The sequence below is a fragment of the Pseudorhizobium flavum genome, from assembly GCF_044142885.1.
GTDB lineage: Bacteria > Pseudomonadota > Alphaproteobacteria > Rhizobiales > Rhizobiaceae > Neorhizobium > Neorhizobium flavum.
On record NZ_JBIOKZ010000003.1, the window covers coordinates 54,381 to 69,351 of the forward strand.

A 14,971-nucleotide genomic window follows, 5' to 3' on the forward strand; every position below is an offset into this window, starting at 1 on the left:
AACAGCATCTTCTCAGATATCGAGGTTCGCAACGCTCAGCGCGTTGTCCTGAATGAACTCGCGGCGTGGCTCCACCTCATCGCCCATCAAGCGGGAGAAGAGCCCGTCGGCATCGGTTGCGTCGTTGACTTTGACCTGCAGCAGGGAGCGGACATTCGGGTCCAATGTCGTCTCCCAAAGCTGCTCGGCGTTCATTTCGCCCAGCCCCTTGTAGCGTTGCATCGAGATGCCCTTGCGACCAGCGGCGAAGATCGCTTCGAGCAGCGCCAGCGCGCCCGACATCTCGGTCTCTTCCTCCTTGCGACGGAGGATCGGGGGCGTCGCGTAGATCTCGTTGAGGCGGGGTGTCATCTGGTCGATGTGACGGGCATCCGCCGAGCCGATCAGCGCCACATCCAGCACCGCAACTTCCTTGACGCCACGCACCATGCGTTCAAAACGAAGACCACCCTCATCCGTGACATGGCCGCTCCAGCCACGCTCGGTCTCGTCGGCGATGACATCCAGGCGACGTGCAACCTCATCCGCGGTTTGTTGTGCGCGTTCAGGATTGTCCGTCAGATCGGGGTTCAGCGCGCCGGCGATGGCGGCCTGCTCGACCACCGCGCGATTGTAACGCGAATGCAACCCGTCGAGGAGGTTGCGCAGTCGCATCGCGTCATGGATCACTTCCCGCAGGTCCTGGCCCGTGCGGACCTCACCGGACGCGAGCCTCAGGCTCGTATCCTCAAGGCCGCTGCTGATCAGGTACTCCTCGAACGCCTTCTGGTCCTTGAGATACTGTACCGACTTGCCGCGGGTCACTTTGTAGAGCGGCGGCTGGGCAATATAGACGTGGCCACGCTCGATTAGATCCGGCATCTGACGGAAGAAGAAAGTGAGCAGCAGCGTACGGATGTGGGCGCCGTCTACGTCGGCGTCGGTCATGATGATGATCTTGTGGTAGCGCAGCTTCTCGGCATTGAACTCGTCCTTGCCGATTGAGGTACCCAGCGCGGTGATCAGCGTGCCGATCTCCTGGCTGGAGAGCATCTTATCGAAGCGAGCGCGCTCGACATTGAGGATCTTGCCGCGCAGCGGGAGGATCGCCTGGGTTTCACGTGAGCGGCCCTGCTTGGCGGAGCCACCGGCGGAGTCGCCCTCGACGAGAAAAAGCTCAGACTTGGCAGGATCCTTTTCCGAGCAGTCGGCAAGCTTGCCGGGAAGCGAGGCGATGTCGAGCGCGCCCTTGCGACGCGTCAGTTCGCGAGCCTTGCGCGCAGCCTCGCGGGCGACGGCCGCCTCCACCACCTTGCCCACAAGGACCTTGGCTTCCGTCGGATGCTCCTCGAACCAGGTGCCGAGTGCTTCGTTGACGAGGCTCTCAACCACCGGCCGGACTTCGGACGAGACAAGTTTGTCCTTGGTCTGGGACGAGAACTTGGGATCGGGAACCTTGACGGAAACGACCGCAGTCAGGCCCTCGCGGCAATCTTCGCCAGTGAGCGAGACCTTTTCCTTCTTGGTGATGCCGGATGTGTCGGCATAGGAGGTGACCTGCCTCGTCAGGGCACCGCGGAACCCGGCCATGTGCGTGCCGCCGTCGCGCTGGGGAATGTTGTTGGTGAAGCAGAGGACATTCTCGTGGTAGCTGTCGTTCCACCAGAGAGCCACCTCCACGCTGATACCGTCCTTCTCGCCACGGATGGCCACCGGCTTGTCGACGAGTGGCTTCTTCGAGCGGTCGAGATAGCGAACGAAGGCTTCGAGGCCACCGTCATAGACAAGCTCCTCTTCGCGGACATCGGGTTTGCGCCGATCCGTTAGCCGGATTCTGACGCCGGAGTTCAGGAAGGCAAGCTCCCTAAGCCGATGTTCGAGCGTGTTGTAGTCGTACTCGGTCATCGTGAAGGTTTCGGGGCTGGCGAGGAAGGTCACCTCCGTGCCGGACCGACCCTCGTAGTCTCCCACGACCTTCAGCGGCGCGTCCGCCACGCCATGTGTGAAGGAGATTTCGTGCACCTTGCCGCTCCGACGAATGCGGAGCTTGAGCCAGACGGACAGCGCGTTGACCACCGAGACGCCGACGCCGTGGAGACCGCCGGAGACCTTGTAGGAGTTCTGGTCGAACTTTCCGCCGGCATGCAACTGCGTCATGATGACTTCAGCGGCGGAGACCCCCTCACCCGTATGGATGTCGGTTGGAATGCCGCGGCCATTGTCGGTGACCGAAACGGAACCGTCGGCATTGAGCGTGACCGTTACCAGATCGGCGTGCCCCGCCAGAGCCTCGTCGATCGCATTGTCGACCACCTCGTAGACCATGTGATGGAGCCCGGAACCATCGTCCGTGTCGCCGATATACATGCCAGGCCGCTTGCGAACCGCATCCAGCCCCTTCAGGACCTTGATGGAGTCTGCGCCATATTCTGCACTCGCGCCGGTTTCGTTCACGGGTGTGTCGGTCATCAAAGATCTTTCCAATTGTCCGTCAGCGGGCAGGACACTGCGAATCACCCGCGCATCCACCCCCAGATATAGGAAGTTTGGGACGGATTCTAAAGCTCATGCCACGCCGGAAAAGCTTGAAATCAGGGGATTTCGCAACAATCAACCCTTGGGCGGAGACTGGTCCAGCAGTTTGTCCATGGCCTCTATCACATCCGACGGCAGTGCGCGAATCTCGCGCGCCAGACGATTGGCAAAAGCGGTGTAGCGCGGCGGGAGACCTGCGGTATCCAGCACAGCCCTCGGATGCGAGGCTTCTGCCGTCATGAAGAGTTCGTCGGCTTCGTCCCAGATGATATTGAAGTAGCCGGCAATCCGCTGCAGAAGATCGAAACTAGGCTTGCCCTTCCGGCCATGCTCCAGCGCCGAGAGATAGGCAGGCGAGACCCCGATTGCAGCGGCAAGGTCCCTCTGGGTCACGCCCCTGCGCCGGCGCAGTTCGCAAAGGGCCTGTGCGAAGGGTGTCATGGATGGCGCCTCGGGCGGCTGAGACGGACGTAGAGGGCCCCCTCTCCACCGTGGTGACGAGCTGCCCACTCGTAAGACGAGATGAGGAAGCGAAACTCGGGTTTGGAGAACCAGAGAGGTACTGCACGTCGCAGCGCCCCTTCGCTACCGAGGGAACTGCCCTTGCCGGTGATCACCAGCACGTGACGCATGCCGCGATCATGGGCGCGATAGAGGAAATCAAGGAGAAGATCATGCGCCTCGTCCTGAAACAGCCCATGGAGATCGATCCGGGCCTCGATGGGCAAACGCCCTTTCGCCAGCTTGCGATGGACAGGCTTTTCCAGTGGTTGATGGCTCGGCGGCGGCCGTGGAGCGTCCGCCGGCCGATGGTCGGTTGCCCGGGCATCGGAGGTGGATTTTGTCGGCAGAGGCTGCGCCAGCGCTGCCTCCTCCGCCGCCAGCATGGCAGCGATCTCCTCCGCGAACTCCCGAGCATCCGCCTGTCGACCGGGCAAGGCGCGCGTCGACTTCGCCACCTTCCCCCAAAGTATCCGCTCTTCCGGACTGAGCCTTCGACCGCTACTCATCCAGCCATCCTCGCTGATGCGGAGCGCGGGACGAGAATATAGAAGTCCGCCTTGTTTCGCACGGTTCCAGCCAGTTCTCCTGCAGCGGAACCGGAACCTGTGAAGATGTCACCTCGCGCCGGTCCGACAATGGCGCTGCCGGTATCGAGCGCCAACATGGTCCGAGCGAAGGCCTGCCCACCGTCGAGATGGGTCAGTGACGGCGCGTGGATGAAGAATGGGTATGCGAAGGTGTGAATGAGCCGGTCGACGGCAAGCGAGCGCCCGGGAAGGAGGGGCACCTTCGCAGCTGCGATCGGACCGAGCCGGTCATCCGAAACATCCGCCTCCCTGAAGAAGATGTAGGAACGGTTGTGCCAGAGGACCTCGTCCGTCCGATCCGGATTTGCTTCCAGCCAGGCGCGGATGGTCTGCATGGAGACCGTTGCCGCATCGATTTCATCACGCTCGATCAGCAGCTTGCCGATGGCGCTGAAGGGATGGCCTGCCTTAGCCGCATAGGTTATCCGCTTGATGCTGCCATCCTGAAACTTCAAGCGTGCAGCACCCTGAACATGGGCGAAGAAGACATCGACCTTGGAGCGGGCCCACGCGATTTCCAATCCCTGTCCGCTCAGGCAGCCTTGGTCGATTGCACGCCTGTCGGGATACTCCGCAATCCCTGCGGGAGCGGACCGGCCGAACCGGTAGGAAGCGTCCATGCCCGCCGGACGGTTGGCGGCATCGAGATCGATCAAATCCGCCGGGCGACGGTAAAACGGAAAGGCCCACTCGCCTGACGGGGTGTCCGAAACCTCAACCTCAGGCTCGTAGAAGGCGGTGACGAAACCCTGCGAGCCGTCGTCGCGGCAGATCCTGAACGGTTCGAAATGCTGCTCGAAGAATTGCCGAGCAGACCCGGCGTCAAGAAGATCGGCACGGAGAGCCGCTTCATAGACAGGCAGGATGTCGTCGCATGACAGCCCCAGGTCTCCTGTTCGGTAGGACTTGCCCGAGCGGATGTGGATCAGGCAGTTGCGGATACCCTCCAGCAGCAGGCCGGGATGGTCCTCGCTCCACCGGGGTAGATCAGAGAAGGCGACCCGCCGAAGCGAAAAACCCGACGAGCCCTCGTTCATTGCTCGGATTCGGTCGCGACAAGCTTCCAGTTCGGATCCCGGGAGCGGACGTCGCGAGCAAAGGTCCAGATGTCTATGACTTCCGCGACAGCTTCCTGGTCACCATCGATGACTGCACCGCTCTTGTCATAGGTTGCGGAGATCAACTGGCTGACGATGCGAACCGTCACCTGCTCCTCATTCCCCCGCACGCTCGCTTGGGTGATATCGGCCTTGTCGATGCCGACAAAGGTCGACTTGACCACTTCCCCGCGCGACTCACGGTCGGAGATGGCGGCGTCGAAGCCCTCGTAAACCTCCTTGGAGAGGAGGTTCTTGAGGCTCTTTCGGTCCCCGTCAGCGAAGGCCATCACGATCATTTCGTAGGCCATACGGGCGCCGTTGAGAAACTCGCGTGGCCGGAAGGATGGGTCTGCTTCCAACAGTTGACGCAGACCGTCGTTGACCGGGGTACCGGGTTTGGCGACCGCGTCGACCTCTGCGAACCGGTCCTCGTCGGAGACCTCCCGGCGCGGCAGTGTCACGGCCTTGCCGTCATCGCTCGCGGGTGCCTTGTTGGCCTCACGCGCACTGAAGGGATCAAAGGGCGGCTTCTCGTTACCCGTCCGCCGGCCCAACACACTCCGCAATTGCAGAAATATGAGGATTGCAGCGACGAGGAAAAACAAGGTTATGAAGTCGTTGGAGCCCATCTTGTCCCGCAATGCCGTTTAAATTCTTGTTGCAAGTTCTCATATAGTCCGCAAGGCCGGATCATTCAAATAGCGAAGGCGCGAGCGGACGCCGCGCAGATCGAGCGTAGATGCGAACACCCTTCATCAGCATACTCATCCTCCTCTTGCCGCTCGCGGAAATTGCGGGCTTCGTCGTCGTAGGCCAAATGGTTGGTGTCTGGGGCACACTCGGCCTTGTCCTGCTATCCTGCCTCGCGGGGCTGATTCTCCTGCGTCTTCAGGGTCTGCAGATGCTCAGGAGACTTACGGAGGAAGGTCGCGACGGACGGGTTCCGGGGGATGCAATCGTGCAAGGTGCGATGATCGTCGTTGCTGCGGTCCTGCTGCTCATTCCCGGCTTCATAACCGATATCATCGGGATCGCCCTCTTCATTCCCTCGATCCGTCGCTTGCTCTGGTCATTCATCGGCCGCCGTTTCGTGGTGGTTAACGCGGCATCCTACACCGAGTGGCGTACCTATACCCGTCGAAGGGATCCCGCGCGGGATGAACGAGTGGTCGACCTCGACGAAGAGGATTTCCACCGCGAGCCGAAGCCAGGGTCGCCTTGGTCTGACCGTCGTCTGGGCGAGGATTAGCCTCTGGTATGGCTCCCGGGGCCAGGGTTGTAAGGCTCCGGTCTAAGTGCTAGACGCCAGCAACCGTTCAAATATCCGAGGGAAACCCATGGTAACCGAAAACGAACAGGGTGCTCAGAGCCCGTCTCTCAACATTCTGGCCCAGTACACCAAAGACCTTTCCTTCGAAAACCCCGGTGCACCGCGCTCGCTTCAGTCGCGCGACAAGGCTCCCGCCATCAACATCAATGTCAACGTCAACGCCAATCCGCTGTCGGAGACGGATTTCGACGTCGTGCTGTCACTGAACGTGGAAGCCAAGGACGGCGACAAGGTGGTGTTCGCGGCCGAACTGGTCTACGGTGGTGTCTTCCGCGTTGCCGGCTTCCCGCAGGAACACATGCTGCCGGTTCTCTTCATCGAGTGCCCGCGCCTGCTTTTCCCGTTCGCTCGCCAGATTGTCGCCGACGTGACCCGCAATGGCGGTTTCCCGCCGCTGATGATCGATCCGATCGATTTCGCCCAGATGTTCGCCCAGCGCATGGCCGCCGAACGCGCGAAGTCGCAGGTCCAGCCGCTCAATAGCTAATCGCGCTGAAGTTCGTAATTCATGAAGCCCGGATCGCCATGTCCGGGCTTTCTGATTCATAGCGTGCCCAGACTGCCTTTGCGCCAAGCGAACCGACCAGGACACGGTGCGCCGCAAGTTCGGCCGCACTCACGCGCGACGGCAGTGGCCGGGGACGACCAGAGATCCCGACCACATGCTCCTCGATCTCAATGATCGTCGCCGAGGTTTCGATGCCGACGAGGCCGAGCGCCGCCTGCCGGCCCCCGGTCATCTCGATATAGACTTCCGCAAGCAGTTCTGAGTCGAGCAGTGCGCCGTGCTTGGTGCGGTGAGCGTTGTCGATTCCGTATCGGCGGCAGAGCGCATCCAGCGAGTTGGGCCCCATCGGATGCTTGCGGCGTGCGAGTGCAAGCGTGTCGACAACATGCTCCATGGACACCGGCGGAAGCTTCAAGCGTTCAAACTCGGCGTTGATGAAGCCCATGTCGAAGTTCGCGTTGTGGGCGATCCACTTCGCGCCTTCGAAGAACTCGAGGATCTGTTCTGCCACCTCGGCGAAACTCGGCTTGTCCTTCAGGAATTCATCGGTGATCCCATGGACCGCCAGCGCGTCCGGGTGAACCTTGCGATCACCGGGGTTAATGTAGAGATGCAACGATCGTCCGGTCGGGAAATTGTTGATGAGTTCGATCCCGCCGATCTCGATGATACGGTCGAGCTTGGTTTCCAGACCGGTCGTTTCCGTATCGAAGATGATTTCACGCACTGGCTGTCTCGCTTCTCTTTCCGGATCGCAGGGCTGCGATGACTTCGTCGACGCGCTGCCGGGCTGCTTCCAGTCCCCTTCCGGTATCAATGAGGAAATCCGCTCGACGGCGCTTTTCCTGATCCGGGATCTGCCGGGACAGAATCATGTCCAATTTTTCCTCGGTCATGCCAGGTCGCGCAAGAACCCGCGCCCTTTGTATCTGTGGATCACATGTCACGACCACCACAACATCTACTCGATCCTCACCCCTGACCTCGAAGAGCAAGGGGATGTCGAGCACCACCATCTCGGCGCCCGCTACTCGATTGACTTCAACGAACTTACCTTCCCGCCTGCGAACAAGAGGATGGACGATCGCCTCCAGACTACGAAACTTAGCCGGATTCTCCACGAGTTGCCGAGCAAGCTCCTGCCTGTCGACCATACCGTTTCTAATACTTCCCGGAAAGGCGTCGCCGATCGGCGTGACGGCCTCGGACCGGTAGAGATCATGAACTACAGCGTCGGCGTCGTTGACCGGGACTCCCGCTTCCGCGAACATCCTCGCCGTGGTCGACTTTCCCATTCCAATGGAGCCTGTCAAGCCGACGACGATCATGGCTGCCTTTCCATGTCGGCGATAATCACTGAACGCAAGGTCTCGTCGACCTGAGGCCTGATCCCGAACCACCGTTCAAAGCCAGGCACAGCCTGATGAAGCAGCATTCCCAGTCCGTCCACCGTTGCTATGCCCTGGGCTTCGGCCTGTTCCAGGATCGGTGTCTGTAGCGGAACGTAGACGATGTCGGTGACGAGTGCTCCAGTCGACATGGCTGAAAAGTCGATCTGGGGAACATCATGTCCGTCCATGCCGAGGGACGTCGTGTTGATGAAGAGACCAGCGCCTTGAATAACTTCCGGTAGCGCCGCCATAGAATGGGCATGGATGGTCGGTCCAAGCCGATCTGCAAGTTCGACAGCCCGCGAGAGCGTGCGGTTGACGACGTTGATTTCGGAGATGCCGCGATCACGAAGTGCTCGAATGACAGCTCGGCTGGCGCCGCCTGCACCGAGAACGGCCGCCCTGGAGACCCTATCCCATCCGGGATGGCGCTCATCTAGGTTCGCAGCGAAGCCGTGGACATCGGTATTGGTTGCCCAGAGCTGTCCGTCCTCCATCCAGAGCGTATTGGCGGCTCCCAGTTCCTCGGCGACGGTATCGCAACGGTCCGCCAGCGCGCTGGCTGCCTCCTTGTGGGGGATCGTGACGTTTCCGCCTGCATAAATCGAACCGCCGGATTTCAGTTTTGCAACGAAAGCCGGAAAGTCTTCTGGTTTTACGGGCTCCAGCCGATAGTCGCCCTCAATGCCGAAGGTCTTCAGCCAGTGCCGATGGATAAGCGGCGAGCGTGAATGCTTCACGGGCCAACCGGCGACGAAAGCCGTGATCTCTGTTTCACGTGAATCAGCCATCGATGGCTCCAAGTTCCCGCAGCTTTGCGAGGAGTGGCAACATGGGAAGCCCTAGGATTGTGAAGTAGTCGCCGTCGATTGCCGAAAAGAGATGAATACCCTCCCCCTCGAGTTGGTATGCCCCGACACTCGACAGGAGCTTCTCGCCGCACCGCTCGACGTAACGTTCGATGAATGCTTCGCTCAGGGGGCGGACCGTCATGTCTGCGCGAGAGACGTGCTCCCAGAGCACCACTCCGTCCTGAACCAACGCAATACCGCTGTTCAGCCTATGGGTCTTTCCCGCAAGGGTGGCGATGTGGCTGCGGGCTTCGTCAAGGTCGGCGGGTTTATGGAAAACGCGCTCTCCCAGCGACATGGTCTGGTCGCTGCCCAGGACCAGCATCCCCGGGAAATGGCGGCTAACATCGAGCGCCTTCGCCTTTGCAAGCTCCACAGCGACATGTTCCGGGGTAGCATGTATCTCCTGCAGACGCTCTTCAATGGCTCGCTCATCAATGGTTGCCGCGTGAGCATCGAATGCAAGCCCGGCATTTTGCAGCAGCATGCGGCGAAAGGGGCTGGCCGAGGCGAGAATGAGAGACGTCATGGAAGAGGGGTCCGGGTATCGTTCGTTTCGCTTACCTGAGGCGGGGTCGCAACGCAACGATAGCCGCCGCTGTCTCTTCAATCGATCGCCGGGTGACGTCGATCAACGGCCATCCGTGGCGGGCGCAAAGGCTGCGGGCATATTTCAGCTCCTCCTGGATATTGGCCCGATCGGTGTAGTCCCGACGATCGAAGCCCTGCGTCACACCGAGCTCGCGGTTTTCACGCACCTGGGCAATGCGGTCGGACGTCGCGATGAGGCCGACGACCAGCGGTCGCGTTGCCTTAAGCAAGCTGTCCGGAAGCTCCAACCCGAGGACGACAGGCAGGTTCGCTGTCTTGATGCCGCGATTGGCGAGATAGATACTCGTGGGCGTTTTCGACGTCCGGCTTATGCCGATCAGCACCACGTCTGCCTGATCATAATCCTCCGGCAACTGGCCATCATCGTGATCCATGGTGAAGTTCAACGCGTCCATCCGAGCAAAATAATCGGCGTCGAGGGCATGTTGAGCCCCGACCCGCCGACGGGAGGGGGAGCCGAGATAGGTCTGGAAGGTCGTCATTACCGGTTCGAGCAGATTGACACACGGGGTGCCGAGATCGCGGCAGCGGAGGTCGAGCAGGCGGGCGAGTTCCTCGTCCACGATCGTATAGAGAACGATGCCAGGTTCGCGGTCGATCGATTCCAATACGGAGGCGAGTTGGCGGCGGCTTCTGACCAGCGGGTAGATGTGCTCGATGGCCGCATAGGCCTGAAATTGCGCCGAGACCGCCCTGCCCGCCGACATCAGAGTCTCCCCCGTCGAGTCAGAAATCAGGTGCAGATGAAAGTAGTTTTTGCGGTTCTCCACGCTGTTCTTGTCCCTCTGTTGATAAACCGGGAGAGCGGGTGGGGTTCAGCCAGGCGGAGCCCGAGGCGCGGGATAACCTCCGTTTTATTCACACCTCGATGGCGTATGAAGAACGTCCGCGGTTGTATGTGGGCAATGTGGACAAGCCTTGGTTCGATGAAGAAAGTCAACAGGTTTTCCACAGGCAAGGTTATTCTGTGAGATTGGCATCATCCTGATTTCATATCACGAATCCGTTTATCCACGCGCTGGGCGTCTAATGTGGACGAGTCTCTTCCGGTCGTTCATGGTCGGCGGCGGATCGTCGCGGCAATGGTGGATGACGTTTAATCCTTGATACCCACCGACTCTAAGAAATAGAAACCCTATAAAGATCTTTATCATTTAGGAGAAACACGTGCCCGGCCCATCCCGGAAGATTGTCGACGTGCTGGAAGGCAAAACGGTCACGCCTCCTCCCATCTGGCTTATGAGGCAGGCAGGCCGCTACCTCCCCGAGTACCGGGAAACGAGAGCGAAGGCCGGAAGCTTTTTGGATCTCTGTTATTCTCCGGACTATGCGGTCGAGGTGACCCTACAGCCAATCCGCAGATATGGTTTCGATGCGGCAATCCTGTTCTCCGATATCCTCGTCATTCCGGATGCCTTGAATCGCAATGTCCGCTTCGTGCAGGGCGAGGGGCCGCAGATGGACCCGATCGATGTCGCAGGCATCGAGAAGCTGGATGCGGAGGGCGTGCTCTCGCATCTTGCCCCGGTGCTTGAAACTGTCCGGCGCCTTCGCTGCGAATTACCGGAGGCGACGACGCTTCTGGGTTTTTGTGGTGCGCCATGGACGGTGGCCACCTACATGATCGCGGGCCATGGGACGCCGGACCAGGCGCCGGCGCGGCTATTCGCCTACCGCAATCCGGACGTGTTTCTGCGGCTTCTGGACTTTCTTGCCGATGTTTCGGCGGAGTACTTGATAGCGCAGATCGATGCCGGTGCGGATGCGGTGCAGATCTTCGACTCGTGGGCGGGAGTTCTCGGTGAACGTGAGTTCAAGGCCTATGCAGTTCGGCCGGTGGCGCGCATGATCCGAACCGTGCGAGCAGCGCGTCCTGGGGCTAGGATCATTGCCTTCGCCAAAGGCGCGGGCGTGAACTTGAGGTCTTATCGCCAAGATACCGATGCGAATGCCATTGGTCTCGACTGGAGCGTTCCCCTCTCCTTTGCCGCGGAGTTGCAGAAGGATGGTCCCGTACAGGGAAATCTCGATCCGATGCGTGTTGTCGCGGGTGGTAGGGCCCTCGAGGAGGGTATCGATGCGATCCTGCAGGCACTCGGAAATGGGCCGCTCATCTTCAATCTCGGCCACGGCATTACGCCGGAGGCGGATCCCGCGCATGTGAGCGATCTGGTCCATCGGGTCCGAGGATACAAACCATGATGGATGTGGATAGGCAAACGAGTGAAGCTGTCGGACGGAGAGCGTCACGGAAAGCCCTTGTAGCGATCGGCGTCTTCGTCGCGCTGATCGCCGTCCTTTATGTTCTTCAGCCGGACAGTTTCGGGCTCTGGATGAAGGCCCTGCACATCATTGCGGTGATCTCTTGGATGGCAGGCCTGTTCTACCTTCCGCGCCTGTTCATCTACCATACTGACGCCGAGGTGGGTTCCGTCCAGTCGGAGACCTTCAAGGTGATGGAGCGTCGCCTGCTGAAGGTGATCATGAACCCGGCGATGATGATTACCTGGCTGCTGGGCCTCTACCTCGCCTGGGAGAGCTTTGCCTTCCATGGAGGTTGGCTGCACGCCAAGATCGCGCTGGTGCTTCTCCTGACGGTAGTGCACGTCATGTTCAGCCGCGCAGTGCGTGCCTTTGCTGCCGACGGGCCGCGTCGTACCGCCCGTTATTGGCGAATGATGAACGAGGCGCCTACCCTGCTGATGATCGCGATCGTCATACTGGTCGTCGTGAAGCCCTTCTGATTGTGGGTTTCTGCCGCTACCTGCACGTTTCCCCTTGCGAGGGCCGGCATGACTCGCTATTTTCCTGCCATCTCATCTCGTGGCATGCTCGTAATCCCACTCCTCCCCGGAAACCTCCGCGGCGAGATTTTCACCGGCACGCCCTTTCCCCTCATCGCCTTTAACGTGGTCCCTTCATGGCTGAAATGAAGCTTCAAGAACTTAAGAGCAAGTCGCCAACCGACCTACTGACCTTTGCCGAATCGCTCGAGGTCGAGAACGCTAGCACGATGCGCAAGCAGGAGCTTATGTTCGCGATCCTGAAGGTTCTGGCCAGCCAGGATGTGGAAATCATCGGCGAAGGCGTGGTGGAAGTCCTGCAGGATGGCTTCGGCTTCCTTCGCTCGGCGAACGCCAACTACCTTCCTGGTCCAGACGACATCTACATTTCACCCTCCCAGATCCGCCGGTTTTCGCTGAAGACAGGCGATACTGTCGAAGGGCCGATCCGCGGCCCGAAGGAAGGCGAGCGATATTTCGCGCTTCTGAAGGTCAACACGATCAATTTCGACGATCCGGAGAAGATCCGTCACAAGGTCCACTTCGACAACCTGACACCGCTCTATCCTAATGAGCGGTTCAAGATGGAACTCGATGTCCCGACATCAAAGGATCTGTCGGCGCGTGTGATCGATCTCGTGGCACCGCTCGGCAAGGGTCAGCGCGGCCTGATCGTTGCCCCGCCGCGGACGGGCAAGACGGTACTGCTGCAAAATATCGCGCATTCCATCACCGCCAATCATCCGGAATGCTATCTGATCGTCCTCCTCATCGACGAGCGTCCGGAAGAAGTGACGGACATGCAGAGATCGGTCCGGGGCGAGGTTGTCTCCTCCACCTTCGATGAGCCGGCTGTGCGCCACGTTCAGGTTGCCGAAATGGTAATCGAGAAGGCAAAGCGCCTTGTGGAACACGGTCGCGACGTCGTCATCCTGCTGGATTCGATCACCCGTCTCGGCCGCGCCTACAACACCGTGGTACCGTCATCCGGCAAGGTGTTGACCGGTGGTGTCGACGCCAACGCGCTGCAGCGCCCGAAGCGTTTCTTCGGTGCCGCCCGTAACATTGAGGAAGGTGGATCGCTGACGATCATCGCGACGGCGCTGATCGACACCGGCAGCCGTATGGACGAAGTCATCTTCGAAGAGTTCAAGGGAACCGGCAACTCCGAAATCGTCCTGGACCGCAAGGTTGCCGACAAGCGCATCTTCCCTGCCATGGACATTCTCAAGTCCGGTACACGCAAGGAAGACCTCCTCGTGCCGCGCCAGGACCTGCAGAAGATCTTCGTGCTTCGCCGCATCCTTGCGCCCATGGGGACCACCGATGCGATCGAGTTCCTTATCGACAAGCTGAAGCAGACGAAGAACAACGGCGATTTCTTCGACTCGATGAACACCTAATCTTTAGCCGGATTCACGCTTACGAAGCGCTCGGCCCGGCCGGGCGCTTTTGGCTTTCCGGTCGAGGCAGCCAGGATGAGTGTCACGACAGATACGATCTTCGCGCTTTCCAGCGGTAGCTTGCCAGCCGGCGTCGCTGTCCTGCGTATCAGCGGCCCGGCGGCGTTCCCCGCATTGATGCAGTTGACGAGAGGGACACAACCTCCCCCACGCAAGGCGGCACTTCGAAAGATACTGGACCGGGAAGAGCAACTGATCGACGAAGCGCTTGTCTTGACCTTTCCAGCACCGCATTCCTTCACCGGCGAGGACGTCGTCGAACTCCAACTGCATGGAAGCAGAGCTGTGGTAAACGCTGTATGCTCGCAACTTGCGGCGTTACCCGGCTTGAGGTTGGCGGAAGCGTGTGAGTTTTCGCGACGGGCCTTCGAGAACGGGCGTCTAGACCTGGTAGAGGCGGAAGGCCTGGCGGAACTAATCGCGGCAGAGACCGAGATGCAACGTCGCCTCGCGGTGGAACAGAGCTTCGGTCGGCAGTCTCATCTGTATGAGGACTGGACCCTCAGGCTGACCCATGCACGGGCAATGATCGAAGCAGAACTCGATTTCGCCGACGAAGACGACGTACCCGGTTCCGTTGGAGAACGCGTCACGGCGGACATCGCCGCAGTTCACACTGAATTGGAGAAGCATCTGGAATCGGCAAAAGGAGGGGAGATTGTTCGCAATGGTTTCAAGGTCGCGATCGTCGGGCCGCCGAACTCGGGAAAATCGAGCCTGCTGAACTACCTGGCGCAGCGAGACGTGGCGATCGTCACCGGTTTGGCGGGAACCACCCGCGATGTGTTGCACGTTGATCTTGATCTCGAGGGATATCTGGTGCGCGTGTTTGATACGGCCGGTATCCGCGAATCCTCGGACGTAATCGAGCAAGAGGGCATCCGCCGAGCGCGGCAGTTGATCGACACGGCTGATCTGGTTCTGTACCTTGAGGAAATCGGTTGGGAATCTTTGCAGGCTCCTCTGTCGCCGCATGCGCTCCGTGTCGGGACAAAGCTCGACATTCACCGGCGCGCGCCTAGCTATGACATATGCCTGTCAACCGTGACGGGTGAAGGAGTCGGATTACTTCGTAAAGCTATCATTAGCCGGATTCAGTCCGCTTGGGACGGCTCGGTTGCACCGATGTGCGGACGACAGATAGCGTTGCTGCGAGATACTTCCCTTCATCTCCGATCAGCGCTAAAGGAAACTGAGCTGGAGCTGCGAGCAGAGCATCTGCGGCGAGCAGCGACCGCTTTGGGGCGGATTACGGGCCAGGTGGACGTGGAGCAGCTACTCGACGTCATATTTTCACAGTTTTGTATCGGCAAGTAACGTGATTCACG

Annotated in this window: 16 protein-coding genes; 6 read left to right on the forward strand and 10 right to left on the reverse strand. The window is 60.0% G+C overall.

The annotated features are described in order from the left end of the window. Nucleotides 1-12 precede the first annotated feature (12 nt). From gyrB to ACEPP2_RS07225, 5 genes are all read right to left on the reverse strand, one after another. Nucleotides 13-2,448, reverse strand: coding sequence for a DNA topoisomerase (ATP-hydrolyzing) subunit B (gyrB, locus tag ACEPP2_RS07205; protein ID WP_077548753.1), 2,436 nt, complete (start codon nt 2,446-2,448; stop codon nt 13-15). Between the two features lie 141 nt (nt 2,449-2,589). Then, a complete protein-coding gene (locus tag ACEPP2_RS07210; protein ID WP_077548754.1) occupies nt 2,590-2,955 on the reverse strand; it encodes a helix-turn-helix domain-containing protein in 366 nt (121 codons plus the stop codon). Next, nucleotides 2,952-3,524: a Smr/MutS family protein gene (locus tag ACEPP2_RS07215; RefSeq protein ID WP_077548755.1), complete on the reverse strand. Its 573-nt coding sequence runs from the start codon at nt 3,522-3,524 to the stop codon at nt 2,952-2,954. The genes ACEPP2_RS07210 and ACEPP2_RS07215 overlap by 4 nt, the downstream gene beginning before the upstream one ends. Beyond that, nucleotides 3,521-4,642, reverse strand: a complete 1,122-nt coding sequence (mltA, locus tag ACEPP2_RS07220) for a murein transglycosylase A (RefSeq protein WP_395516186.1) — start codon at nt 4,640-4,642, stop codon at nt 3,521-3,523. Before mltA ends, ACEPP2_RS07215 begins: the two co-directional genes overlap by 4 nt. Beyond that, nucleotides 4,639-5,334: a Tim44/TimA family putative adaptor protein gene (locus ACEPP2_RS07225; protein ID WP_395516421.1), complete on the reverse strand. Its 696-nt coding sequence runs from the start codon at nt 5,332-5,334 to the stop codon at nt 4,639-4,641. The genes mltA and ACEPP2_RS07225 overlap by 4 nt, the downstream gene beginning before the upstream one ends. Nucleotides 5,335-5,444: 110 nt before the next feature. On the opposite strand from ACEPP2_RS07225, the gene ACEPP2_RS07230 reads away from it, so the two are divergent. Beyond that, entirely contained in the window at nt 5,445-5,954 is a 510-nt protein-coding gene (locus ACEPP2_RS07230; protein WP_395516187.1) for an FxsA family protein, read from the forward strand. 88 nt (nt 5,955-6,042) lie between these two features. After that, nucleotides 6,043-6,522, forward strand: a complete 480-nt coding sequence (gene secB, locus ACEPP2_RS07235) for a protein-export chaperone SecB (protein ID WP_077548758.1) — start codon at nt 6,043-6,045, stop codon at nt 6,520-6,522. A 19-nt stretch (nt 6,523-6,541) separates the two neighbouring features. Here secB and dnaQ read toward each other — a convergent pair whose 3' ends face one another. Genes dnaQ through ACEPP2_RS07260 form a run of 5 tightly spaced genes read right to left on the reverse strand, consistent with a single transcriptional unit; the run spans nt 6,542 to nt 10,167 of the window. Then, nucleotides 6,542-7,270 carry a DNA polymerase III subunit epsilon gene (dnaQ, locus tag ACEPP2_RS07240; RefSeq protein WP_077548759.1) on the reverse strand — a complete coding sequence of 243 codons (729 nt, stop codon included), beginning with the start codon at nt 7,268-7,270 and terminating at the stop codon, nt 6,542-6,544. Further along, entirely contained in the window at nt 7,263-7,871 is a 609-nt protein-coding gene (gene coaE, locus ACEPP2_RS07245; protein WP_077548760.1) for a dephospho-CoA kinase, read from the reverse strand. Before coaE ends, dnaQ begins: the two co-directional genes overlap by 8 nt. Beyond that, complete coding sequence (locus tag ACEPP2_RS07250; RefSeq protein WP_395516188.1) at nt 7,868-8,725, reverse strand: shikimate dehydrogenase; 858 nt, start codon at nt 8,723-8,725, stop codon at nt 7,868-7,870. The genes coaE and ACEPP2_RS07250 overlap by 4 nt, the downstream gene beginning before the upstream one ends. Beyond that, the gene (locus ACEPP2_RS07255; protein ID WP_281976977.1) at nt 8,718-9,314 is read right to left on the reverse strand and encodes a Maf-like protein; all 597 of its coding nucleotides are present in this window, start codon (nt 9,312-9,314) and stop codon (nt 8,718-8,720) included. The genes ACEPP2_RS07250 and ACEPP2_RS07255 overlap by 8 nt, the downstream gene beginning before the upstream one ends. Before the next feature lie 31 nt (nt 9,315-9,345). Continuing rightward, the gene (locus tag ACEPP2_RS07260) at nt 9,346-10,167 is read right to left on the reverse strand and encodes a pyruvate, water dikinase regulatory protein (protein ID WP_281976978.1); all 822 of its coding nucleotides are present in this window, start codon (nt 10,165-10,167) and stop codon (nt 9,346-9,348) included. A 397-nt stretch (nt 10,168-10,564) separates the two neighbouring features. Here ACEPP2_RS07260 and hemE point away from each other — a divergent pair, with 397 nt between their 5' ends. From hemE to mnmE, 4 genes are all read left to right on the forward strand, one after another. Next, nucleotides 10,565-11,599: a uroporphyrinogen decarboxylase gene (hemE, locus tag ACEPP2_RS07265; RefSeq protein ID WP_395516189.1), complete on the forward strand. Its 1,035-nt coding sequence runs from the start codon at nt 10,565-10,567 to the stop codon at nt 11,597-11,599. After that, nucleotides 11,599-12,141 (forward strand): protoporphyrinogen oxidase HemJ, encoded by a 543-nt coding sequence (gene hemJ, locus ACEPP2_RS07270; RefSeq protein ID WP_395516422.1) that lies wholly within the window; start codon nt 11,599-11,601, stop codon nt 12,139-12,141. Before hemE ends, hemJ begins: the two co-directional genes overlap by 1 nt. Before the next feature lie 176 nt (nt 12,142-12,317). Next, complete coding sequence (rho, locus tag ACEPP2_RS07275) at nt 12,318-13,583, forward strand: transcription termination factor Rho (protein WP_139346276.1); 1,266 nt, start codon at nt 12,318-12,320, stop codon at nt 13,581-13,583. A gap of 75 nt (nt 13,584-13,658) precedes the next feature. Further along, nucleotides 13,659-14,960, forward strand: coding sequence for a tRNA uridine-5-carboxymethylaminomethyl(34) synthesis GTPase MnmE (gene mnmE, locus ACEPP2_RS07280; protein ID WP_395516190.1), 1,302 nt, complete (start codon nt 13,659-13,661; stop codon nt 14,958-14,960). The last annotated feature ends 11 nt before the right edge of the window (nt 14,961-14,971 follow it).

Bases quoted from the DNA above. Each gene is read 5' to 3' on its own strand.
- ACEPP2_RS07250 (WP_395516188.1), bottom strand. From the start codon at position 8,725: ATGGCTGATTCACGTGAAACAGAGATCACGGCTTTCGTCGCCGGTTGG.
- ACEPP2_RS07225 (WP_395516421.1), bottom strand. From the start codon at position 5,334: ATGGGCTCCAACGACTTCATAACCTTGTTTTTCCTCGTCGCTGCAATC.
- mltA (WP_395516186.1), bottom strand. From the start codon at position 4,642: ATGAACGAGGGCTCGTCGGGTTTTTCGCTTCGGCGGGTCGCCTTCTCT.
- rho (WP_139346276.1), top strand. From the start codon at position 12,318: ATGGCTGAAATGAAGCTTCAAGAACTTAAGAGCAAGTCGCCAACCGAC.
- gyrB (WP_077548753.1), bottom strand. From the start codon at position 2,448: ATGACCGACACACCCGTGAACGAAACCGGCGCGAGTGCAGAATATGGC.
- ACEPP2_RS07215 (WP_077548755.1), bottom strand. From the start codon at position 3,524: ATGAGTAGCGGTCGAAGGCTCAGTCCGGAAGAGCGGATACTTTGGGGG.
- ACEPP2_RS07255 (WP_281976977.1), bottom strand. From the start codon at position 9,314: ATGACGTCTCTCATTCTCGCCTCGGCCAGCCCCTTTCGCCGCATGCTG.
- mnmE (WP_395516190.1), top strand. From the start codon at position 13,659: ATGAGTGTCACGACAGATACGATCTTCGCGCTTTCCAGCGGTAGCTTG.
- ACEPP2_RS07210 (WP_077548754.1), bottom strand. From the start codon at position 2,955: ATGACACCCTTCGCACAGGCCCTTTGCGAACTGCGCCGGCGCAGGGGC.
- secB (WP_077548758.1), top strand. From the start codon at position 6,043: ATGGTAACCGAAAACGAACAGGGTGCTCAGAGCCCGTCTCTCAACATT.
- ACEPP2_RS07230 (WP_395516187.1), top strand. From the start codon at position 5,445: ATGCGAACACCCTTCATCAGCATACTCATCCTCCTCTTGCCGCTCGCG.
- coaE (WP_077548760.1), bottom strand. From the start codon at position 7,871: ATGATCGTCGTCGGCTTGACAGGCTCCATTGGAATGGGAAAGTCGACC.
- hemJ (WP_395516422.1), top strand. From the start codon at position 11,599: ATGGATGTGGATAGGCAAACGAGTGAAGCTGTCGGACGGAGAGCGTCA.